The organism is Nocardiopsis exhalans (genome assembly GCF_024134545.1).
GTDB lineage: Bacteria > Actinomycetota > Actinomycetes > Streptosporangiales > Streptosporangiaceae > Nocardiopsis > Nocardiopsis exhalans.
Map to the genome: position 1 here is coordinate 6,167,053 of NZ_CP099837.1, position 20,680 is coordinate 6,187,732.

Here is a 20,680-nt window from a genome sequence, read left to right on the forward strand (position 1 = left end):
AGTCACGGATGTCATGGGACATCTGTCATGCCCCTTCGCGCGGGGACACCGGCTTTGGGAGAGTTGGGGCATGCCCGACCTCCCTCAGCGATCGCTGGTCGACCTCCTGGACCCGCGCGGCCCCCGCCCCCGCCTCGTCCTCCACCTCGTGTTCGGCGCCGTTGTGCTCGGCTTCGTCCTGGTGCGCGGCCTCAACGCCCTGGCCGAGGGGCGGTTGGTCCCGGCTCAGTACGTGTACCCCGACCCCGTCTTCCTCCTCATGCTGGGCGCGCTGCTGCCCCTGTTCGCACTGTGGCCCCTCACCGCCTGGGAACGCGGCGCCCCGGCCCACCGCCGGGCCGCCACCGTGGGTTTCCTCGCCTGTAGCGCCCTGCTCATGCCGGTCACGGTGGAGTTCGGCTTCTTCGGTCTGATCGCCGTCGCGATCGCCCTCGCCGTGTGCGCCTTCGGGCCGCTCGGCGGACTGGCCATGGCACTGCTGTTCGCACTGGTCAACATGGGGATGGGCCTGGCCGCTCCCGGGTTCGCCACCGGCCACGCGCTGTTCAACGGGGCTCTCCTGCTGGTCTACGGGCTCGGGGTGGTCGCCGCCGTGCTGACCCTGATCGGCGCCGTCCGGCAGTCCCAGCGCACCCGTGGACTCCTGGCGGAGCTGGCACAGGCCCACGACCAGCTGCGCGCGCACGCCGCCCGGGACCGGGAGCGCGCCATCGCCGACGAGCGCGCCCGGATGGCCCGGGAGATGCACGACAGCACCGGCCACCACCTGAGCGCCGTCCACCTGTGCCTGGCCAACGCCGAACGCGCGGTCGCGGCCCTGCCCGAGGACCTGCCGCGCGACCTCCTCGACGACCTCCGCGAGGACATCGGTCAGGCACGCAGGCTCACCAAGGAGACCCTGGCCGACACCCGCCGCTGGGTGCGGGCTCTCAAACCCATCGCGTTGGCCGAGCGTTCCGGTCCGGCCGCGCTGCGCTCGCTCACGGACTCCTTCGGCGAGCTGGGGGTGGCCACCTCCTTCACCAGCAGCGGCGAGTGGCCCGAGGACCTGGACGGCGAGGCCGAGCTGGTCGCGTTCCGGTGCGTGCAGGAGGCGCTGACCAACGCGCTGCGGCATTCCGGGGCGAGCCGGATCGAGGTGGCCGTGCACGCCGGGGCGGAGCGGCTGGACCTGATCGTCGCCGACGACGGGCGGGGCCCGGGCGAGGGGGCGCCGGGCTTCGGGCTGACCGCGCTGCGCGAACGCCTGGCCGGGCTGAACGGGGCTCTGGAGACCGGGGCCCGCCCGGGGGGCGGGTTCGAGCTCCGGGCCCGGCTCCCGATCATGACCAACGATCAAGCACGGGAACTGGAGGCGGTGTGATGTCACAGCCGAACCACGGGGCCGAGCCGGTCCGGGTGATCCTGGTGGACGACCACCGGATCGTCCGGCGCGGGATGGCCCGGCTGCTGGCCGCCGAAGGGGACATCGAGGTGGTGGGCGAGGCCGAGGACGGGGTGGCCGCCCTCGAACTCCTCGGCTCCCCCGACCTCACCGAACCGCCGCACGTGGCCCTGGTGGACGTGCACATGCCGCGGATGGACGGCACCGAGCTGCTCGGGCACCTGGCGGAGCGCCACCCCGGCGTGGCGGCGGTGGTGCTGACCAGCTTCGACGAGGACGAGCACCTGTTCGCCTGCCTGCGCGCGGGAGCGAAGGGCTACCTGCTCAAGGACGCCGAACCCGAGGAGGTCGCCGAGTCCGTCCGCCGAGCGGCCCGCGGGGAGAGCGTCCTGCTCGGACACGCGGCGGAACGGATGATCGCCAACCTCGCGGGTGCTGCCAGCAGCGGACCGACCCCAGAACCGGCGCCCGCGCCACCCCCGTCGGACTCCCACGGCCTCACCGACCGGGAATGGGACGTGGTGCGCCTGATCGGGACCGGGGCCAGCAACCGCGAGGTCGCCCGCACCCTGTTCCTGTCCGAGGGGACCGTCCGCAACCACGTCACCAACGCCCTGCGCAAGCTCGACCTGCGCGACCGCACCGCTCTGGCCCTCTGGTTCACCTCGTGGGAGAGCGGCCAGCAGCGGTAGCGGGTCAGGACCAGGCGACCGCGATCCCCCACCCCATCAGCGACCCCAGGCTGAGGGAGAAGAGCAACGACAGGACGAACACCGTCACGTGCAGCCAGCGGAAGCGGCCCGCCTCCACCGGAACCCGGCGCCAGTACCAGGCGCCGACGGTGACCGCGGCGGCGATCAGGCCGAGGCCCAGGGCCCAGACGAACGCGGGGGTGCCCACCCAGTCCCCGTGCCGCAGCCCCAACAGGTTCCAGGCCAGGGCGCCGAGCGTGAGCGAGACGATCCGCAGCCGGTCCAGCGGCCGCTGCGTGACCAGGGTTCGGTGGCGCAGCACCAGGGCGAGCAGGAGAGCGGCGGGGACCAGCGCCGTGAAGTAGGTGACGAGCGGCTTCACCGGTACCGGGCTGCCGGGGATCCGCTGGGGGTCGTCGCCGAGCAGCTGGAAGGCGAGAGCCGGGGCCTCGACGCCGAAGCTGTTGGCCATGACCACCACCGACTGTTCCCCGTCCGTGGCGACCATGGTGCGGGTGCCGAAGGAACCACCGCTGTGCCAGGTCACCTGACCGACGTCCGGCACGTCGAGCAGACGCCAGCCGAGCGCTGTGCCGAGCCCTTCCGGCTCCGAATTCGCAATCGCGAGCTCAACCGTCTCGTGGACGGGCTCCAGAGCAGCCATTCCGGGCGCTTCGCCCTCGGCCAGCGCGGCCATGAAGCGGACCAGGTCCTCGGGGGTGCCCCAGGTCGCGACCCCGGCGGCCGCGTAGTCGGTGTTGCGCCAGTCCTGGACCCGCGACCCGGGCTCGGTGTACGGACCGGCCCCGCCCTCGGGCACCCCGGCGTCGCTGATCACGGTCGCGTCCAGACCCAGCGGGTCCAGGACCCGTTCGCGCACCAGCTCCGGGTAGGGGATACCGGACTCCTCGGCCAGGGCCTCACCCAGGAGCGCGTACCCGGCGTTGCTGTACATGAAGCTACCGGGGGCAGCTGCCTGCGTGGTGGCGGCGAACTCCAGCGGCGGCACCGCCTGGCGGTAGGAGTCACCCCACGCGTTCCTGCGCAGCGCCCCGAGCGGGCCCTCCTCCAACTGCGTGACGAACCCTGCGTGGTGGGTGGCCAGGTCCTCCAGCGTTGCCTCGGCGAAGGCCGGATCGGCGAACTCCGTGTCGGGGAAGATCTCGCCGAGGGTGCGGTCCAGGGAGGTCTGCCCGTCGGCCGCCATGTCGGCGAGGGTCATCGCGGTGAAGACCTTGAACACCGAGCCGGTCTCGAACGGGGTGTCGGTGGTGATCGGCGCCGTGCCGTCGGCGGTTCCGGCGGTCACCCACTCGACCTGGTCGGGGGCATGGTTGTCGAAACGGGCGACGGCCAGCCCCTGGACGTTGGTGGAGTCCAGCGCGGCCGACACATCCGTGACCAGGGCTTCATCACCCTCGAACTCCACTGCCGCGACCGGCGCGCGGTGCGGAAGCAGCGGAAACAGCAGGACGGCCGCCAGGGTGACCACCGCGCCGACACCGAGTGCCGACAGGAGTGCCCCGCGGGGCGCGGCTGCGGCCCGGGGCCGCTTCCCGGATCGCTCGATGGCGAGCCGGCCGGAGTCGGGCTGGCCGGAGTCGGGCTGGTCTCGATTCGGCGGAAGGTGCTGCGCGTCAGGGGAGGTCATGTCTGCGATCCTTCACGCCGCGTCGTCGGCTGGCCAGTCACAGAGGTCATGTCCTCCGTCATCCCCGACCCGTGCGGGATGTCACCGGTGGTGTCCCGACCTGCCCTGGGCACGGCGAAGGGCGGGCCCCTGCGCGGGACCCGCCCCGATACCGCACCGAACGAACGCCGTCCCGTGCGATCCGTCTACGCCTCGGTGCCGGTGCCCTGACCACGGCGCTTGCGGCTCATGTACAGTGCGGCACCGCCGCCAGCAGCGGCGAGGGCGCCCGCGGCCACCAGTCCGGCCAGGGCGGAACCGGTCACGGCCAGGTCGCTGCCGTCCTTCTCCTGGCCCGGGCCAGCCTCGGTGACGGGGGTGGTGGGCTCGGCCTCCTCGGAGGGTCCGTCCTCGGGCTGGCCGGTCTCCTCGCCAGGAGTCTTGCCCTCGTCAGGGACCTCGGGTGTCTCGGGGGTCTCCGGCGTCGGCGAAGCCTCGGGGTTCTCCGGGGTCTCGGGGGTCTCCGGCTCGCCGGTCGGCGTGGGGTTCGGTTCGGGCTCGCCCTCTCCGCCGTCGCAGACGACCTTGAAGACCTTGTGCTTGCCCCCCTTGCCCTTCTGCCCGTCGAAGGTCCACTCGAGCTTGTAGTGACCGTCGTCGAGGTTGAGGACCTCGGTGCTGCCAGCGCCCTCGTCGTCGAGGACGAGTTCGCCTTCCAGTTCCACGGTGCGCGAGTTGGGCGGCCCGCCGTGGGTCAGGATCTCCCAGGACACCTCCTGCCCGGCGTCGAAGCCGAAGGCGACGACCTGGAAGTCGCAGACCTTGGGCTCGTTGCGGTTGTCCTCTTCGGGGGTCTGGGGGTTGTGGATCTTGACGGTGCCGTTGTCACCGGGCGCAGCGGAAGCGGAGGCACCCGCACCGAGGACGAGGCCGGTCGTGAGGGCGACGGCCCCGAAGAGCCGAACGCTGAACGCGCCAGCGCCAGTGGAAGTGAACACGAGGGACTCCTGTGAAATGACGGGGTCCACCGAGACGGGTGTGGACAGGAGTGAAAGGGGTGACACAAGAAACTTACTTGTGTTCCCCTGTCGTCAAGCCGACAAACCCATAACCGAAAAATCACGATTGAGAGACTCCGCTCGGAAAACCGGCGTCTGGCGATTGCGAGCGGTGGCGTACCGGTACTGCCTGGTCAGGTGGGCACGCCCGTGCGAAGCCGAGACCCACGAGAGCTTCGCCAAGACGAAAACCCTTTGGCGCCAGGCCTTCCCGCCGATGAGAATGGCCGCCGTGACCAACTTGGAGATCCGCCCCTACCGCCCCTCCGACGAGGACCAGTGGCTGCGCTGCCGGGTCCTGTCCTTCCTGTACACGCCCTACTACGACGACGTGAAGATCACCAAGACGGAGTTCGAGAGGCCCGGGGTGGAGCTGGTGGCCGTCTCCGACGGCACGGTGGTCGGGGTCCTCGACGCGGAACTGTTCGGGGAGGACGCCACGATCGACACCATCGCGGTCCACCCGGATCACCAGGGACGCGGTATCGGAACCGCCCTGTTGGAGGCTCTCCTGGTGCCGCTGCGGGAAGCCGGGGTCCGCACCTTGGACGCCTACACCCGCGACCAGCCCGAGGTCCTGAGCTGGTACCGGGCGATGGGCTTCACCGAGCAGGACCACTACGTGCATGTCCACGCCGACGGTGCGGAGGCAGCCGATGCAGCGGCGCCGCTGGTCGGCTTCCACGTGGGCAAGGCCTTCCTGCACGCGGACCTGTCCGACGAGGCGAAGCTCCGCGAGAAGTTCGGGCGGGTGTACGTGTGCCGAAGGTTCGTCCGCCCGGTGAACCTCTGATTTCAGCGGAGGCGGCGGAAGGCTACTCCCGAATACAGGAGTGTTCTAATATGGAACACATGGTCCTCAACTCCACTGAGCTAGGCCTCCGGGTGTCCCAAGCACGCCAGCGTGCAGGTCTCACACAGGCCGAACTGTCCCAGGCCATCGGCGTGAACAGGTCGGTTCTCGCCAAGATGGAAAACGGCAGCCGTCGCCTGACTGCGCTGGAGCTGGCCCAGGTAGCCGAGGCCCTTGGCGAGCGAATCGAGTGGTTCGTCGAGGACACTCCGCCCGCGATCGTGTCCCACCGCAACGTCACGGATCCTGGCGAGCCCAGTCCACGCATCGATGCCGAGGTGGAGCGCCGGGTCCGCGCCGTGGAGTTCGTCGCGCGCAACGACACCGAGTTCCGCGACAAGGTGAGAAGACCTCCCGAATTTCCTCTGCCCGGGAGCCGGGAAGAAGCGGATAAGCTCGCGCGCGAAGCCCGCGAGTTGCTCGGCGTGGGACAGAGCGAACCGTTGCACGACCTCGGCACGAAAGTAATTCGTGCCGGCCTCCTCCCATTCATCGTCAATCTGGGACGTGACGCCGCCGATGCAGCCAGTGTTCTCCTGGACGCTGGCGCCGTCGCGGTCGTGAACGGCGGTCTCCGCGTGGGCCGCCGACGCCTGTCCCTCGCACACGAACTGGGGCATGTGCTCGTCGCGGATGACTACACGGTCGACTGGCGCATCGACGGAAGCACGAATCGAGGCTTTCATGAGCAGTTGATGGACCAGTTCGCGCGCTCCCTTCTACTGCCGGACATTTCCCTGGAAGAGAATTGGGACGTCTGTGGAGGCAATACGGAGAACGGTCTGCGTACGGCCGCCGTTCGAGTGGCGAGTCACTTCCGAGTTGACATGTCCACGTTGGCACGTCGGCTCCGCGAGCTCGAACTGATCAGCGGTGCGCAGGCCGCTCAGGTGCGAACGACCAGGACCACCAAAGCAGACATCGTGGAACATGACCTCGTCAGTTCGGACGAGCTCCCGAAGAAGCCGCTGCCGCGTGTGTACGAAGCGGCTGTGCTGCGCCTGTTCACCTCCGAGAAGATCAGCGAGGAGCGCGCTCTGGACCTTTTGATGGGTACCTGGGAGACAGCGGAACTTCCAGAACTTCCGAAGCTGAACGAGTCTGCGATATGGCAGTTCGTTTCATGAGCGAACCTCCCGTTGACGAGCTCGTCCTTGATACAGGCCCCCTCAGCCATCTGGCGGAAGCCGGATGGCTCGGTGTGTTGCGCACAGTGGCCGCTCCCCGTGCGGTGGTCATCACCGACGCGGTCGAACACGAGCTGCGGCAGGGCTCTCACTCTAGACCCCACCTTCAGCAGGTCCTGAACGCGGAGTGGACGAAAAAGCACTCTCTGGTTTCGGGCACCGAGATCGCGTCCTTCGCTCACTTTTCCGAATTCCTCGTTTCGGGAAGCCGGAATGTGGGCGAGTGTTCCGTACTCGCCTATGCACAAGCACACAAGGCCACCGCGGTGATTGATGACCGTGCGGCCCGGCATCTCGCCCAGGACGCCGGCATCGCCTGCCAGGGAACTCTCGGTCTGCTTTGTGAAGCCATCCGTGCAGGTCTACTCACCACGGCCATGGTGGGCAGCTTGGCGGATCACCTCATCGAGACCAAATACCATCTTCCGTTTCTTCCTGGTGGCTTCGAAGCATGGGCGAACGAGCACGGGATCATCTCCCCGAACGAGAACTGAGCCCGGCGCGGCCTTGACCGAATGGTTCCGGCCAAGGCCGCATTCCTCGACAGCGTGGTGGTGCTGGGTGATCAGACCGCGGCCGGGACGCTGGGGCGGCCCAGGTTCTGGGCCCAGGGGCGGGTGGTGGGCGGGTCAGTGTGCGGCCAGAGCAGCACCAGGAGGGCGTCGAGGTCAGCGGCCTCCTCCAGGCCGGTGGGGGTGGCGACCCAGAAGGATCGCGTGGCTTCCCCCCACCAGATCACGAGATGGCGGTAGCGGGCCTGGACGCGGGCGGCCTGCGTGTGCTCGCTCGCATACTCGGAACGGTGGCCGCCCAGCCGGGGCAGGCGTTCGGCGCGGCGCTCCCGGCAGGAGGGGTGGACGCAGGTGACGCAGGCGGGGCCTACGAGCGGCTGTCGGCACGGGAGGGTTCGGTACAGCGGGTCGCTGGAGGGGCGGGGCGAGGGGATAGGGTTCTGCATCAGATCCTCTTTCCTTGCTTATGTCTAGGTTGGGTTTGCGGGGGTTCAGGGCCCAGGGGAAGCGCGGCAACGCTTTCCTGGGCCCGTCTCATGTCCTGGGTGACATGTCGGCCGGTGGTTCTAGGTGCTGGTGCTCCAGCGGCTTCCGGTCAGGTCGTAGGCGAGGTAGAACCAAACGTTGCGGAACTGGGAGCGTCCGTTGTCGCCCCAGTCGCTGGCGAAGGCGTCGACCATGGCCAGTCCGCGCCCGGATTCGGCGTTCAGGTCCAGCCCGTTCGGGCGGGGTTCGAGGTGCTGGTCCGGAGCGGAGGGGTGCCCTCGGTCGCGGCAGGTCAGGTGGAGCCCGCGCCGGTCGCGCTGGATGTTGAGGATGTAGCTGCCCCCGGGCTGGCCGGAACGGCTGTGGCGGATGGCGTTGTTGCACAGCTCCGACCCGAGCAGGGTGAACAGGTAGCGGTAGTCGGGGCTGTAGGCGGCGGCGCAGGTGTTCAGGAAGGCGCGGACCAGCGGCATCACGGTGGGGGTTCCCGCGAAGTCGTAGCGGCGGGCCCGGTAGTTGGGCCGCTCGGGCTTCCCAGAAAAGTAGTGCCGGTAGTGCGGCCGGATGAAGCTGGCCAGCGGCACCGTGACCTCACCCGAGACGGGAGGGTCGTTGGGGGTGTCAGACGGCATGACGAACACACTCCTAGGCATGGCGGTACATGAGCAGGGGTCGTGCGTGGTGCCCGTTGAAGGAGTCTCACGGTTGCCGTGATGCGCGGAACGGGCAAGGCGCAACCTGGCCGGAGCGGACCGTCTGTGATGAGACGGTCACTGGCCACAACCCCATAGTTCCTCCGGAAATCTCCCTCCGTCAAGCAGAAACTGGGATTTCCGGAAAACTTTGACTAGGCTGATCCCATGCAACGTCCCCACAGCCCCACCATCCGCCTGCGGAGACTCGGCTTCGAACTGCGCCGTCTACGTGAGACTCATCGGCTGACCCTTGAAGAAGCCTCTAAGAGTTCAGGGGTTCCTCGCACGACCCTCAGCAAGATCGAGACAGCGGAGTCACGGCGCACACGCACGCGTGACCTTGATGCGCTCGCCGATCTGTACGAGGTCAGTGACGAAACGCGCGCAGCCTTCCACCAGCTTTACCGAGAATCCAAGGAGAAGGGCTGGTGGTACCAGTACAAGGAGCTATTCGGAACAAGCGGCCTGCCAGCCTTCGAGGTAGAAGCATCGCTCATCCGAACTTATGAAGCTCAGGTGATTCCAGGCCTGCTCCAGACCGCCGACTACGCACGTGCCGTCTTCACGGGCACGAACGCCTTTGCGGAGGAGGAGATCAAACGCCATGTGGAGGCGCGGATGGAGCGTCAATCCATCCTGACCCGCCTGTACCCACCCGAGTACGCGGCCATCATCGATGAGGCTGCGCTCCGCCGGTGCGCAGGCGGCAAAGAAGCGATGCGAGAACAACTGCTTCACCTCGCCCACATGGCGACTAGGCCAAACATCTCCATCCATGCCCTCCCCTTCTCCGCTGGCATGCATGCGGCGAATCTGGGCGGCTTCCAGATCATGGAGTTCTCTGAGGCAGCAGACCCCACCGTCGGCTATGCCGAGACCCCCACTTACTGTGTGTTTGTTGAAGGACAGGACGAGATCAGGACGTATGACGCAATGTGGAGAGAAGCGCACAACGCTTCGCTCACTGTCGCTCAAACCATAGACTTCATCTACGAACTTTCTGCATCACTTGAGGACGTAACGTGACAAGCCTTGTGTTCCGGAAGAGCAGCTACAGCGGCGCCAGCCAGAACTGTGTGGAAGTCGCGCACATCCCCGCGAGGTTCCGAAAGAGCAGCTACAGCGGCGCCAGTGAAGACTGTGTCGAGGTGGCCGAGCTGCCCTGCGGCGCAGCCGTCCGGGACTCGAGGCATCCAGAGTCTGGGCACATCCCCTTTGCTGCCTTCGAGTGGGCTGGTTTCCTCAGGACCGCGCTCTCTCGGTAGCTTCCGGACAGGCCATGAACCTGTGAGACGACGCGCGGGCGCCCCTGACTCCCAGGGGCGCCCGCGCGTGCGTTGGGCCGTGGATCAGCTCATACCGTGCACGATGCGTTCGGCGCGCTCCTCGCTGGGCTGAATCTCGCCGGACAGGATCTGTTCCGCGTAGTGGCAGGCCACCCGGTGGGTTCCGCTCCCCTCCTCGCCGTGCAGCGGGCGCAGTTCCGGGCGCTCGGTGTCGCAGAGCTCCTCCTGGCGCCACGGGCACCGGGTGTGGAAGCGGCAGCCCGTCGGCGGGTTCGCGGGCGAGGGCAGGTCACCGGCGAGCAGGATGCGCTCGCGAGTGTCCTCCACCGTCGGGTCCGGGACCGGCACGGCAGACATCAGGGACCGGGTGTAGGGGTGCACCGGGGTCTCGTACAGCTCGTCGCTGGCGGCCTCCTCGACCATCGAGCCCAGGTACATCACCCCCACGACGTCGCTCACGTGCCGCACCACGGCGAGGTCGTGCGCGATGACCAGGTAGGTCAGGCCCAGTTCTCCCTGGAGCTCCTCCAGCAGGTTGAGCACCTGTGCCTGGATGGACACGTCCAGGGCCGAGACCGGCTCGTCGCAGATGATCAGGTCGGGCTCCAGCACCAGCGCACGGGCGATGCCGATGCGCTGGCGCTGACCTCCGGAGAACTCGTGCGGGTAGCGCTGGAGGGCCTTGGCGGACAGGCCCACGCGCTCCAGGGCGTCCACCACGCGGCGGTGCTGGTCCTCGGTGGTGAGGCGGCGGCGCTCGCTGCGGCTGAGGCCCCTGGCCTCCTCGTCGGACGGCCCGCCGATCCCGTGGGTCTGCAGGCCCTCCAGGAGGATGGAGCCGATGTTCTGGCGCGGGTTGAGGCTGCCCAGCGGGTCCTGGAAGACCATCTGGAGCTTGGCGCGCTCGCGGCGCATCGACTCCGAGTCGAGACGGGCCAGGTCGCGCCCGTCGAACCACACCTCGCCCTCGGTGATCTGGTTCAGCCGCAGGACCGCGCGGCCCAGGGTGGTCTTGCCGCAGCCGGACTCGCCGACCAGGCCGTAGGTCTGGCCCGGCTCGATGCTGAGCGAGACCCCGTCCACGGCGCGCACGTGTCCGACGGTGCGGTCGATGATCACGCCGCGTTTGATCGGGAAGTGGACCTTGAGGTCCTTGATCTCCAGCAGGCTCATCCCCGCTCCTCCTCGTCGTCGCCCGCCACGGCCGGGCTCTCCAGTACGGCCCGGTCCACCACGACGGCGTGGCTGATGGGGTTCACACAGCGGTGGACGTGTGCCGAGCCCGCGTCGTCGCCTTCTCCGGCACCGTTGGCCACCTGGACCAGCGGGGGCGGCCCCTGGAGGCACTCCATCGTGTAGTGGTCGCAGCGGGGGGCGAACGCGCACCCGTCCGTCCAGGCGATGTTGTCGTTGACCGAACCGCGCACCGGGGTGAGCGGTTCGCCGCGCGGTGCGTCCAGCCTGGGGATGGACCCGAGCAGGCCCACCGTGTACGGGTGGGTGGGGGCGGCGAACAGGGGACCGCGCTCGGCGGTCTCCACGGCCCGGCCCGCGTACAGGACGTTGATGTCGTCGCAGAGCCCGGCCACCACGCCGAGGTCGTGGGTGATCATGAGCAGGGCCGTGCCCTCCTCGGTGACCAGGTCCTTGAGCAGCTCCAGGATCTGGGCCTGGATGGTGACGTCCAGTGCGGTGGTGGGTTCGTCGGCGATCATCAGCCGCGGCTTGCAGGCCACCGCCATCGCGATGAGCGCGCGCTGGCGCATCCCGCCGGACAACTGGTGGGGGTACTCGTTCAGGCGGCGGTCGGGATCGGGGATGCCCACCCGGTAGAGCAGGTCGACGGCCTCCTTGCGGGCGGGCGTGCCGCGCATCCCACGGTGGCGTTTGAGGATCTCGGTGACCTGGACGCCGATGGGGACCACCGGGTTGAGCGAGCTGAGCGGGTCCTGGAAGATCATCGCCAGCTGGGAGCCGCGCAGGTCGCGCATTCGGCGGTTGGAGATGCGGAGCAGGTCCGCCTCCACGACCTCCTCACCCCGGTCGGACAGACGCATGACGGCGCTGCCGCCGACCTTCACGCCCCGGTCCGGGAGCAACCCCATGAGGGCCAGGGAGGTGACACTCTTGCCGCAACCGGACTCACCGACCAGGCCGGTGACCTTTCCTTCCTCCAGGGTGAAGGAGACCCCGTCGACGGCGCGGGTCTCCCCGTGCCCTCTGCGGTGGAACGCCACGGACAGCTCGTCCACCGCCAACAGCGGCGTGCTGGAACTCATGGTCACTTCCTCAACTTCGGGTCGAGCGCCTCACGCAGCGACTCACCCAGCAGGGTGAAGCCGAGTGCGGTGATGATGATGCCCAGGGCCGGGTAGACGGCCAGGGACGGTGCGCTGGACAGGAACCTCTGGGCTTCGGAGAGCATCGTTCCCCACTCGGGGAAGTTCGCGTCCGGGTTGCCCAGGCCCAGGTAGGACAGTGCGGCCGCGTCGATGATGGCGGTCGCCAGGGTGAGCGTGGACTGCACGATCACCGGACCCATGGAGTTGGGCAGGATGTGGGTGAGGGCGATCTTGCGCTTGCGCACGCCCAGCGCCTGGGCGGCCAGCACGTACTCGCGGTTGCCCTGGGAGATCATCGCGCCGCGCAGCAGACGGGCGAAGATCGGGATCTGGGCGATACCGACCGCGATCATGACCGTGGTGAGGCTGGGGCCGACCAGGGCGGCGACGGTGACGGCGAGCAGCAGGGTCGGCATGGCCAGCATCATGTCGATGACACGCATGACGACGTTGTCGACCTGGCGCCCCCAGCGTCCGCCCAGCACCGAGCAGGCCCCGGCGAGGCCGCCGAGGATCGCGCCGAAGAAGAAGCCGACGAGGGTGGCGACCACACCGACCAGCAGGGTCTGGCGGGCGCCGATCACCATCCGGGAGAACATGTCCCGGCCCAGGTGGTCCAGGCCGAGCCAGTTCCCGGCACGCGGGCCGACGAACTCGTTGCGGTTGGGGAAGACCTCGTTGCCCCAGGCCTGGGAGGTGGGGCTGTAGGGGGCGATGAGCGGTGAGAACAGCGCGATGACGACGAACAGCGCGACGATGACCGCGCCGGTGATCGCCATGGGGCTGCGGCGCATCCGTTGGAAGGCCTCGCGCCAGATCCCGGAGCCGTGGCCGTCGTCGCCGCGGTCGCCCATGAGCTCGGCGAGGCGGTCGACCTTGGCGGCCTTGCGCTTGTGGAACGGGATCTTCTCTTCGGCCCCGGTCACGCCCGGAACCCCGGTCGCGCCCGGAACCTCGGACGGGTTCGAACTCGGTGTCGTAGGCATCACTGGGCCCGCACTCTCGGGTCGAGGAGGCTGTACGAGATGTCGACCAGGAGGTTGATGAACACGTACATGGTGGCGATGAGCAGGATGAACCCGGTGAGCACCGGGTAGTCACGGGTCTGGGTGGCCGCGTAGACGAAGGAGCCGATGCCGGGGAAGGCGAAGACGCTCTCGGTGAGGACAGCCCCGGCGAAGAGGCTGCCCGCGAGCAGACCGACGGCCGTGACCACCGGCAGCAGGGCGTTGCGCAGCACGTGGCGGGTGCGCACCGTGGTGCGGTGCAGGCCCTTGGCGTTGGCGGTGCGGACGTAGTCCTCGCCCATGACCTCCAGGACGCTGGCGCGGGTCATGCGAGTGATGACGGCCAACGGGATGGAGGCCAGTGCCAGCCCCGGCAGCACCAGGTGCGCGAGGGCGTCGGCGACCACGTCCCACTCGCGGGTCATGAGGCCGTCCAGGACGACGAACCCGGTGATGTCGGTACGGCTCAGCCCCGGGGAGAGCCGGAAGGCCGACGGGAACCACCCGAGGTTCTCAGCGAAGATCACCTTGAGGATGAACGCGAGGAAGAAGACGGGGGTGCAGATGCCCAGGAGGGAGCCGCCGACCGCGGCGAAGTCCAGCACGGTGCCGCGTTTGCGCGCCGCCAGGTAGCCCAGGGGCAGACCGACGGTGACGGCGATGAGCATCGCGGTCACGGCCAGTTCGAACGTGGCCGGGAAACGGAGGAAGAACTCGTCCAGGACCGGTCGGCTGGTCTGGAGTGAGGTTCCCAGGTCCCCCTGGACGATCCTGCCGAGGAAGGACAGGTACTGAACCGCGAGGGGTTCGTCCAGGCCGAGCGAGCGGCGCAGAGCAGCGCGTTGCTCCGCGGTCGCGTCGTCGGGGAGGAGGGCGTACTCCGGTCCGCCCGGAAGTCTTTGGAGCCAGACGAACAGCAGGATCGACAGGCCGCCGAGTGTCGGGATCAGCTGTAGGAGTCGCCTGACGATGAATCGCAGCACCTTCGCCGCCTTTCGCCAGTGGTGGGAACGATGGACGCGAAGCGTCCCCGCCGGGGTGTGGCGGGATGAACGGATGGTCCTTCGGGGGTTCCCCGAGGGGCGCGGCCGGGTTCCGTGGGGGGACGGGGCCGCCGTGGGCAGGGGAGAGACCGTGCGGGGCCGTCATAGGGGGCCCGCCGTGCGAGGGCCCGACCGGTCAGGACCGGCCGGGCCCGGTGAACACAGCTCTCGGGTCAGGGAGAGGAGGCTCTGCCTGCTGCCCTACTTCCAGGAGGCCTCGGCGAAGTTCTCCTGGGTGAGCGGGCTGACGTTCGGCGGGTTGACGTCCCCGGAGAACGCGATGGAGGGCGGGGAGCTGGAGATGGGCAGTCCGGGCAGGATGTCCATCACCATCTCGTTGAGCTCCTGGTAACCGGCGACGCGCTCCTCCTCGTCGGGGTTGCCGCTCACCTCGGCCATCTTGTCGAAGAGCTCCTCGTCGTCCACGCCCCAGGCGCTGCTCGGTCCGGCGAACCAGGTGCCGATGAAGTTGTAGGCGTCGTTGTAGTCACCGGTCCAGCCGAGCAGGTAGAGCGGGCAGTTGCCGCTGTCGGTCTGGTTGATGTACTCGGCCCACTCGTAGCTGGTGGCCTCGACGGTCACGCCGGCTTCCTGGAGGTCCTCGGTGATGACGTCGAAGATGTCCTTGGGGGCGGGCATGTACGGGCGGGTCACCTCGGTCGGGTAGCAGAACTCGATCTCGAGGTCCTCGTAACCCGCGTCGGCGAGCTTCTCCTGGGCGAGCTCGGAGTCGTACTCGAACTCGCGCACGTTGGGGGACCAGCCGTCGAGGGTGTCCGGGTGGAACTGCGTGGCGACCTCGCCACCCTCGGGCAGGATGGTGTCCACGATGCGCTGGCGGTTGACCGCGTGTGCGAGGGCCTCACGGACCTCCAGGTCGGCCAGGGCCTCGTGGTCCTGCTGGTAGGCCAGGTAGAGGACGTTGAACACGTCGCGGGTGGGCACCTCGAAGCCCGCGTCCTGGAGCGGGGCGACGTCGGCGGGGGCGACCAGGTCGTACCCGTGGATGTCGTTGGCCTCCAGGGCCTGGCGGCGGGCGTTCTCGTCCGGGATGGCCCGGATGATCATCGTCTCGAAGCCCGCCGGGTCTCCCCAGTAACCGTCGAAGCGGTTGAAGGTGATCTCGCTCTGGTCCTGGTTCCACTCCTCCACCGTGAACGGACCGGTACCGGCGACCGTCCCGGGGACCTGGCTGTACTCGGGCAGGGTGGGGTTGCCCTCCTCGCCGCCGATCTCCTGGCCCTCCATGGCCTCCAGGCTGCTGGGGCTCATGATGCCGAAGGCCGCGAGGCTGAAACCGCCCGGGTAGAGGGAGGAGTACTCGCTGACCTCGATGACGACGGTGAGTTCGTCCTCGGCGTCACAGGAGACGAAACGCGGCTCCGGCGGGGCGTGGTCCTCGTCGTTCTCCGCGAATCCGCCGAAGATCTTCTGCCAGTAATAGGAGTTGTTGGAGCTCTGGTAGGCGCCGGTCAGATTGAACCAGCGGTCGAAATTGGCGCAGACCGCTTCGGCGTTCAGTTCGTCGCCGTCGTGGAACTCCACGCCGTCGCGGAGGCCGAAGGTCCAGACGGTACCGTCCTCGGACTGGTCCCAGGTCTCGGCCAGTCCGCCGACGATTTCGGAACCGCCGGATTCGTGCTCCAGAAGGGTTTCGAAAACCTGGCGGCTGTAACGGAAGGTCTCTCCGTCAGTCGCGAGGAAGGGGTCGAGCGATGCGATGTCACCGGCCGAGGCGAAGACGAACGGCTGCTCGTCGCCGCCGCCTGCGCCGCCTCGGTCGCTCTCCGCACAGGCTGTCGCCACCAGAGTGAGCGACGCCGCTACGGCCACGAGGCCGAGCGGCTTTCGGGAAGACTTCGTGAACATGGTCCACCTCGGTGATGGGGGACGGGGGGTTTGAGGCCCTGAACGATGCTCGGACCCTAAACCGGCCCGGGACCGCCTGGGAAGATAGACGGCTGGGTATTAATACAACCGTTTCAGATCTGTGCCGTGATCCATAGGCGTGTTTTTGGTCCGCATGTGTTTAACTGAGCACCACCTTCCCCTGAGTCACCCACGCCCCACCCCGGTGACATTGGGTATTCACACGAGCACAATCCCACAGCGCGTCATCAGATCATGGGATGAATTAACTTATTGGGCATAATGTCCGCTTTCTGTTTCCCCCCGGAAAACGGGGCCCGGGCGCCGGCCGGGTCCCGTTCGTCCTATGATCTGCGGATGGACACTCCCCTTGACGACGCGGACCTCACCGCGTTCCTCGAAGGCCAGGACAGCACCTGGCTGGCCGAGCAGCTGATGCTCATCGCCGACGAGGACCCCATCACCCGCATCCGACTGAGCGCCGCGGCCGGAGCGGAGAGCGCGGTGGAGGAGGCCCGAGGCGCCGTGCTGGCCCGGGTCACGGGCCACTCACCGCAGGAGGCAGCCGAGGACCCCGACGACGGGGATCCGCTGCACCGCGCGCTCGACCTGCTGGACGACCTCCTCGACTACGGCTTCGAGGACGAGGTCGGCGACATCGCCGACGAGGCGCGCGAGGTCTACACGGTCCGCCACGGCGAGGACGACAGCGAGCACCTGGCCCGCCTGCACGTCCTGGCCGACGGCGAGGAGGAGGACTGACCGGCGCCCCTGAGGCTTGAGAGACGAAAGGGCCCGGTGGCACCGAGGAGTTCCTCAGCGCCGCCGGGCCCTCGGTGACCGACCCCGGAAGGCCTACAGTTCGCACCAGCGGCGCACGTTGGTGCTCCACAGCGCGATGTTGACGATGATGGCGAAGAACGACACGAGCAGCCCGACCAGCAGCATCTGTGTGTCCGCCAGCCTGGCCGACATGTGCAGCGCGGACACGGCCGCACCGAGGGCGACCAGCGCCCCGAACTGGGCCGAGCGCCACAGCACGTGACCGGCGCGCCGCACGGGCAGCGCCAGCACGGCCATCCCGAAGGCGGTCAGCCCGGACACGACCAGCAGGATCCACAGGTCGGTCACGACCGGACCGGGCGCGCCCGCCTCCAGCATCGTCCAGGTCTGGTAGCCCAGCCCGACGTACGCGACGGCGGTGACGAACATCAGTACACAGGTCTGCCGAACGTCCTGCGGGGGCCGCACGCCCGCACGGCGCGCGGCGAGAAGGCTCTGCCGAGGGGGCGGGACCACACTGAAGGGCCGGACGACGGAGGATATAGGGGACGTTTGGGAGTCTTGCATGACGAACAGGGTCGCGTGCCCGGGCGCACTACACAAGTGGAGCCCACATCCCCGCACACACGGTTGCCAAACCATCACCAAAAGCCACGAAAACCCCGAATCAGGGCTGAGCGGCTCAGGCCTGGACCGCTCAGGCCTGGACCGCTCAGGCCTGTACCGCTCAGGTCTGGGCGGAGCGCAGCTGCCCGGACACGTACGCCAGCGCCTCGGCGTTGAGCGCGTCCAGGTCGCCGCGCACGTCGAGCTCCAGCCCCGCCTCGTCCGGGTCGAGCCGCTGGAGGGTCTCCAGCTGCGACCGCAGGAGCGCGGGCGGCATGAAGTGGTCCTCACGGGCGGCGATCCGCCCCCAGATCACCTCCGAGGGCCCGTGCATGTGCAGGAAGTGCACGTCGGGGGCCCCGGAGCGCAGCACGTCCCGGTAGGTGCGCTTGAGCGCCGAGCAGGCCATCACCGTCGGCTCCCCCAGCGCCTCGTGGGCGCCGATCCAGTCGGCCAGTTCGCGCAGCCAGGGCCAGCGGTCCCCGTCGGTCAGCGGCACCCCGGCCGACATCTTCGTGATGTTGGCCTCGGGATGGAAGGCGTCGGCCTCCGCGAAGGGGAGCTCCAACCGGTCAGCGATGCGCTCGGCGACACTGGTCTTACCGCTGCCAGATACGCCCATGAAGACAAAGTGCATGGTCTCTCCGATATCTTGGCCCGCCGCCCGACCGCGACGCCGCCACCAATAGTGGTATCAATCAATCGGGCTAGGCTTCAGCCTGACCCGCGACCGGTTCCGGTCGTCATGCGAGGAATCCTGGAAGCTGCGAGGGACGAGATGGCCACCGAGCACCGAACGCTGCACAACCGGGTGCTGGCGGTACTCGGCCCGGCGATCGCCGCCGGGGACTACACCCCCGGCCACGCCTTCACGCTCCAGGGCCTGGAGCAGGACTTCGGCGTGTCCCGGACGGTCGCCCGCGAGGCGGTGCGCGTCCTGGAGTCGATGCGGCTGGTCGTGAGCCGTCCCAGGACCGGGATCCGGGTCCGGCCCCAGCGGGACTGGAGCGTGTTCGACCCCCAGCTCATCCGCTGGCGCCTGGCCGGTTCGGGCCGGATGGACCAGCTGCGCTCCCTCAACGAGCTCCGCGCCGCCGTGGAGCCGGGCGCCGCCGCTCTGGCGGCCGAGCGCGGCCCCGACGACGAGCGGGCCCAGCTGGTGGTGGTGGCCGAGCAGATGACCCTGACCGGCCAGGCCGGGGAGCTCACCACCTTCATGGAACTCGACATCACCTTCCACCGCCGCATCCTGGAGCTGTCGGGCAACGAGATGCTGTCCGGCCTGGCCGAGGTGGTCACCGAGGTGCTGGTCGGCCGCACCTCCTACGACCTGATGCCGCACAACCCCCGCCCGGAGGCGCTACGCCTGCACACGGCGGTGGCGCAGGCCATCCGGGACGGTCTGCCCGACGTGGCGGAGGCGGCGATGCGGTCCATCGTCACCGAGGTCGCGGACGCGCTCCGCGAGGACGGTACGGAGCCCGTCCGCTGACCCGGCTACCGGCGGCCCGCCCACCGGCCCGGCCGAACGCGTGCCCTACAGGACCAGAAGGCGTGCCCTACAGGACCAGGTAGAGGCCGAAGGCGAACCCGAAGCCGATGAAGCCGATGAGGGTCTCCATGACCGTCCAGGTCTTCAGCGTGGTCTTGACGTCCATCCCCAGGAAACGGCCGACCAGCCAGAACCCGGAGTCGTTGACGTGCGAGAGCGCGGTGGCGCCGGAGGCGATCGCGATCACGATCAGCGCGAGGTCGATGGAGCTGAGCCCGGAGGTGGCCTGCACCGCCGGGGCGATCAGGCCCGCCGCGGTGGTGATGGCGACCGTGGCCGACCCCTGGGCCACGCGCAGGGCCAGCGCGATGATGAACGCCGCGACGATGACCGGCATGCCCGTGCCCTCCAGGCTCCCGGCGAGGGCGTCACCGATACCGCTGGCCCGCAGGACGCCGCCGAACATACCGCCCGCGCCGGTGATCAGGATGATGCCGCAGACGGGGCCGAGCGCGCCGCCGACGATCTCCTCGACCCGCTGGCGGGTGAAGCGGCCGTTGCTGAGCACGACCATCGCGTAGAGCACGGTGATGAGCAGCGCGATGGGGGTGGCGCCGACGAGCTGGAGGGACTGGACCCAGACCAGGTCCTCGGAAACGGTTCCGGTCGCGGTGAGGGTACCGGTTCCGGTGTTGGCGAAGATGAGCAGCATCGGCAGGAGCAGGATGCTGAGCACGGTGAGCAGGTGCGGCGGGTTCTCGTGCTTGACGTCGCCGTTGCCCATGATGTCGTCCGGGACGGGGAGCTCGAAGCGCTTGCCCGCCCACAGGCCGTAGAGGTAGCTGGCCAGGTACCAGGTGGGGATGGCCAGGACCGCGCCGACCAGCAGGGTCAGCCCCATGTCCGCGCCGATCTCCACGGCGGCGGTGACCGGTCCGGGGTGCGGCGGCACGAAGGCGTGCATGACCGCGAAGGCACCGGCGGTGGGCAGCGCGTACGTGAGCACGGAACCGCCCACGCGGCGGGCGACGCTGAAGACGATCGGCAGCATCACGACGAGGCCGACGTCGAAGAAGATCGGGAAGCCGAAGAGCAGTGAGGCCACGCCGAGGGCCAGCGGGGCGCGCTTCTCACCGAACAGCTTGATCAGCGCACCGGCCAGGACGGCGGCACCGCCGGTGACCTCCAGCATCCGGCCGATCATCACGCCCAGGCCCACCAGCAGCGCGACGTTGGCGAGGGTGCCGCCGAAGCCGTCCAGCAGGGTGGGCACGACCCCGTCCACCGGAATCCCGGCGGCCAGCGCGGTGAGCACGCTGACCAGGACCAGTGCGATGAACGCGTGCAACTTGAAGCGGATGATCAGGAACAGCAGGAGCGCGATGGCACCCGCCGCGATCCCGAGGAGGGGACCCGTGCCGTAGACGGGTTCGAAGTTCTCCACGACGGAGCCTTCCAGTGGACGGGACGGTGGTGCTTGGCCGTGGCTGAACACGCCCTTGACCTGCTCTTGAGCCAAGCTGAGTGAATGGTAATACCATTTGTGAGCCCGTGTGAACACGAGGTTTCGATTTTGTGAGAGAGACCCAGGTCACAGGCCTGAAATCCGCCGGAGCGCCTCCGGCCGCCGCCCGCCGGTCAACCATCCGGGCAAGACGCCATCTGGCCGGACAGGCCGGTATTTTCACGGCACTCATGAATAAAACCGAAGGCTGACGGGGCCGCTGCGCAGAAGCCGGTGGCCGAAAATTGACA

At 68.6% G+C, this 20,680-nt stretch carries 21 protein-coding genes; 9 read left to right on the plus strand and 12 right to left on the minus strand.

The window, feature by feature from the left end; all coding sequences use genetic code 11:
- The first annotated feature begins 70 nt into the window (after nucleotides 1–70).
- Nucleotides 71–1,363, plus strand: a complete 1,293-nt coding sequence (locus tag NE857_RS27300) for a sensor histidine kinase (protein WP_254418242.1) — start codon at nucleotides 71–73, stop codon at nucleotides 1,361–1,363.
- On the plus strand, nucleotides 1,363–2,076 hold the full coding sequence (locus tag NE857_RS27305; RefSeq protein WP_254418243.1) for a response regulator: 714 nt from the start codon (nucleotides 1,363–1,365) through the stop codon (nucleotides 2,074–2,076). The genes NE857_RS27300 and NE857_RS27305 overlap by 1 nt, the downstream gene beginning before the upstream one ends.
- A 4-nt stretch (nucleotides 2,077–2,080) precedes the next feature.
- Here NE857_RS27305 and NE857_RS27310 read toward each other — a convergent pair whose 3' ends face one another.
- Complete coding sequence (locus NE857_RS27310; protein ID WP_254418244.1) at nucleotides 2,081–3,727, minus strand: serine hydrolase domain-containing protein; 1,647 nt, start codon at nucleotides 3,725–3,727, stop codon at nucleotides 2,081–2,083.
- 185 nt (nucleotides 3,728–3,912) lie between these two features.
- Nucleotides 3,913–4,704 (minus strand): hypothetical protein, encoded by a 792-nt coding sequence (locus NE857_RS27315; protein ID WP_254418245.1) that lies wholly within the window; start codon nucleotides 4,702–4,704, stop codon nucleotides 3,913–3,915.
- A gap of 283 nt (nucleotides 4,705–4,987) precedes the next feature.
- Between NE857_RS27315 and NE857_RS27320 the strand changes: the two genes are divergently transcribed.
- From NE857_RS27320 to NE857_RS27330, 3 genes are read left to right on the plus strand one after another with little or no spacing between them, the layout of a single operon-like run.
- Nucleotides 4,988–5,557 carry a GNAT family N-acetyltransferase gene (locus NE857_RS27320; protein ID WP_254418246.1) on the plus strand — a complete coding sequence of 190 codons (570 nt, stop codon included), beginning with the start codon at nucleotides 4,988–4,990 and terminating at the stop codon, nucleotides 5,555–5,557.
- 59 nt (nucleotides 5,558–5,616) lie between these two features.
- Complete coding sequence (locus NE857_RS27325; RefSeq protein ID WP_254418247.1) at nucleotides 5,617–6,744, plus strand: helix-turn-helix domain-containing protein; 1,128 nt, start codon at nucleotides 5,617–5,619, stop codon at nucleotides 6,742–6,744.
- Entirely contained in the window at nucleotides 6,741–7,298 is a 558-nt protein-coding gene (locus tag NE857_RS27330) for a PIN domain-containing protein (protein ID WP_254418248.1), read from the plus strand. Before NE857_RS27325 ends, NE857_RS27330 begins: the two co-directional genes overlap by 4 nt.
- A gap of 71 nt (nucleotides 7,299–7,369) precedes the next feature.
- Here the strand turns inward: NE857_RS27330 and NE857_RS27335 are convergent, their stop codons facing one another.
- Nucleotides 7,370–7,762: a hypothetical protein gene (locus tag NE857_RS27335; protein ID WP_254418249.1), complete on the minus strand. Its 393-nt coding sequence runs from the start codon at nucleotides 7,760–7,762 to the stop codon at nucleotides 7,370–7,372.
- 120 nt (nucleotides 7,763–7,882) lie between these two features.
- Nucleotides 7,883–8,434: an ATP-binding protein gene (locus NE857_RS27340; protein ID WP_254418250.1), complete on the minus strand. Its 552-nt coding sequence runs from the start codon at nucleotides 8,432–8,434 to the stop codon at nucleotides 7,883–7,885.
- Nucleotides 8,435–8,662: 228 nt separating this feature from the next.
- On the opposite strand from NE857_RS27340, the gene NE857_RS27345 reads away from it, so the two are divergent.
- Together NE857_RS27345 and NE857_RS27350 are read left to right on the plus strand one after the other, a co-directional pair.
- Nucleotides 8,663–9,523, plus strand: coding sequence for a helix-turn-helix domain-containing protein (locus tag NE857_RS27345; protein ID WP_254418251.1), 861 nt, complete (start codon nucleotides 8,663–8,665; stop codon nucleotides 9,521–9,523).
- Nucleotides 9,520–9,762 (plus strand): DUF397 domain-containing protein, encoded by a 243-nt coding sequence (locus tag NE857_RS27350; protein ID WP_254418252.1) that lies wholly within the window; start codon nucleotides 9,520–9,522, stop codon nucleotides 9,760–9,762. Before NE857_RS27345 ends, NE857_RS27350 begins: the two co-directional genes overlap by 4 nt.
- 84 nt (nucleotides 9,763–9,846) lie before the next feature.
- Here the strand turns inward: NE857_RS27350 and NE857_RS27355 are convergent, their stop codons facing one another.
- From NE857_RS27355 to NE857_RS27375, 5 genes are all read right to left on the minus strand, one after another.
- Nucleotides 9,847–10,956 carry an ABC transporter ATP-binding protein gene (locus NE857_RS27355; protein ID WP_254418253.1) on the minus strand — a complete coding sequence of 370 codons (1,110 nt, stop codon included), beginning with the start codon at nucleotides 10,954–10,956 and terminating at the stop codon, nucleotides 9,847–9,849.
- Nucleotides 10,953–12,062 (minus strand): ABC transporter ATP-binding protein, encoded by a 1,110-nt coding sequence (locus tag NE857_RS27360; RefSeq protein ID WP_254418254.1) that lies wholly within the window; start codon nucleotides 12,060–12,062, stop codon nucleotides 10,953–10,955. Before NE857_RS27360 ends, NE857_RS27355 begins: the two co-directional genes overlap by 4 nt.
- Before the next feature lie 2 nt (nucleotides 12,063–12,064).
- Nucleotides 12,065–13,111 carry an ABC transporter permease gene (locus NE857_RS27365; protein ID WP_254418255.1) on the minus strand — a complete coding sequence of 349 codons (1,047 nt, stop codon included), beginning with the start codon at nucleotides 13,109–13,111 and terminating at the stop codon, nucleotides 12,065–12,067.
- Nucleotides 13,111–14,115 (minus strand): ABC transporter permease, encoded by a 1,005-nt coding sequence (locus NE857_RS27370; RefSeq protein ID WP_017581840.1) that lies wholly within the window; start codon nucleotides 14,113–14,115, stop codon nucleotides 13,111–13,113. Before NE857_RS27370 ends, NE857_RS27365 begins: the two co-directional genes overlap by 1 nt.
- A gap of 261 nt (nucleotides 14,116–14,376) precedes the next feature.
- Nucleotides 14,377–16,044, minus strand: coding sequence for an ABC transporter substrate-binding protein (locus tag NE857_RS27375; RefSeq protein WP_254418256.1), 1,668 nt, complete (start codon nucleotides 16,042–16,044; stop codon nucleotides 14,377–14,379).
- 357 nt (nucleotides 16,045–16,401) lie between these two features.
- On the opposite strand from NE857_RS27375, the gene NE857_RS27380 reads away from it, so the two are divergent.
- Nucleotides 16,402–16,806 carry a hypothetical protein gene (locus NE857_RS27380; RefSeq protein ID WP_017581842.1) on the plus strand — a complete coding sequence of 135 codons (405 nt, stop codon included), beginning with the start codon at nucleotides 16,402–16,404 and terminating at the stop codon, nucleotides 16,804–16,806.
- 93 nt (nucleotides 16,807–16,899) lie between these two features.
- On the opposite strand, the gene NE857_RS27385 is transcribed toward NE857_RS27380, so the two are convergent.
- On the minus strand, nucleotides 16,900–17,295 hold the full coding sequence (locus NE857_RS27385) for a hypothetical protein (protein WP_254418257.1): 396 nt from the start codon (nucleotides 17,293–17,295) through the stop codon (nucleotides 16,900–16,902).
- A gap of 259 nt (nucleotides 17,296–17,554) precedes the next feature.
- Nucleotides 17,555–18,070: a gluconokinase gene (locus tag NE857_RS27390; RefSeq protein ID WP_254418258.1), complete on the minus strand. Its 516-nt coding sequence runs from the start codon at nucleotides 18,068–18,070 to the stop codon at nucleotides 17,555–17,557.
- 141 nt (nucleotides 18,071–18,211) lie between these two features.
- Here NE857_RS27390 and NE857_RS27395 point away from each other — a divergent pair, with 141 nt between their 5' ends.
- Nucleotides 18,212–18,925, plus strand: a complete 714-nt coding sequence (locus NE857_RS27395; RefSeq protein ID WP_254418259.1) for a FadR/GntR family transcriptional regulator — start codon at nucleotides 18,212–18,214, stop codon at nucleotides 18,923–18,925.
- A gap of 67 nt (nucleotides 18,926–18,992) precedes the next feature.
- Here NE857_RS27395 and NE857_RS27400 read toward each other — a convergent pair whose 3' ends face one another.
- Nucleotides 18,993–20,369: a GntP family permease gene (locus NE857_RS27400; RefSeq protein WP_254422115.1), complete on the minus strand. Its 1,377-nt coding sequence runs from the start codon at nucleotides 20,367–20,369 to the stop codon at nucleotides 18,993–18,995.
- Nucleotides 20,370–20,680 lie beyond the last annotated feature (311 nt).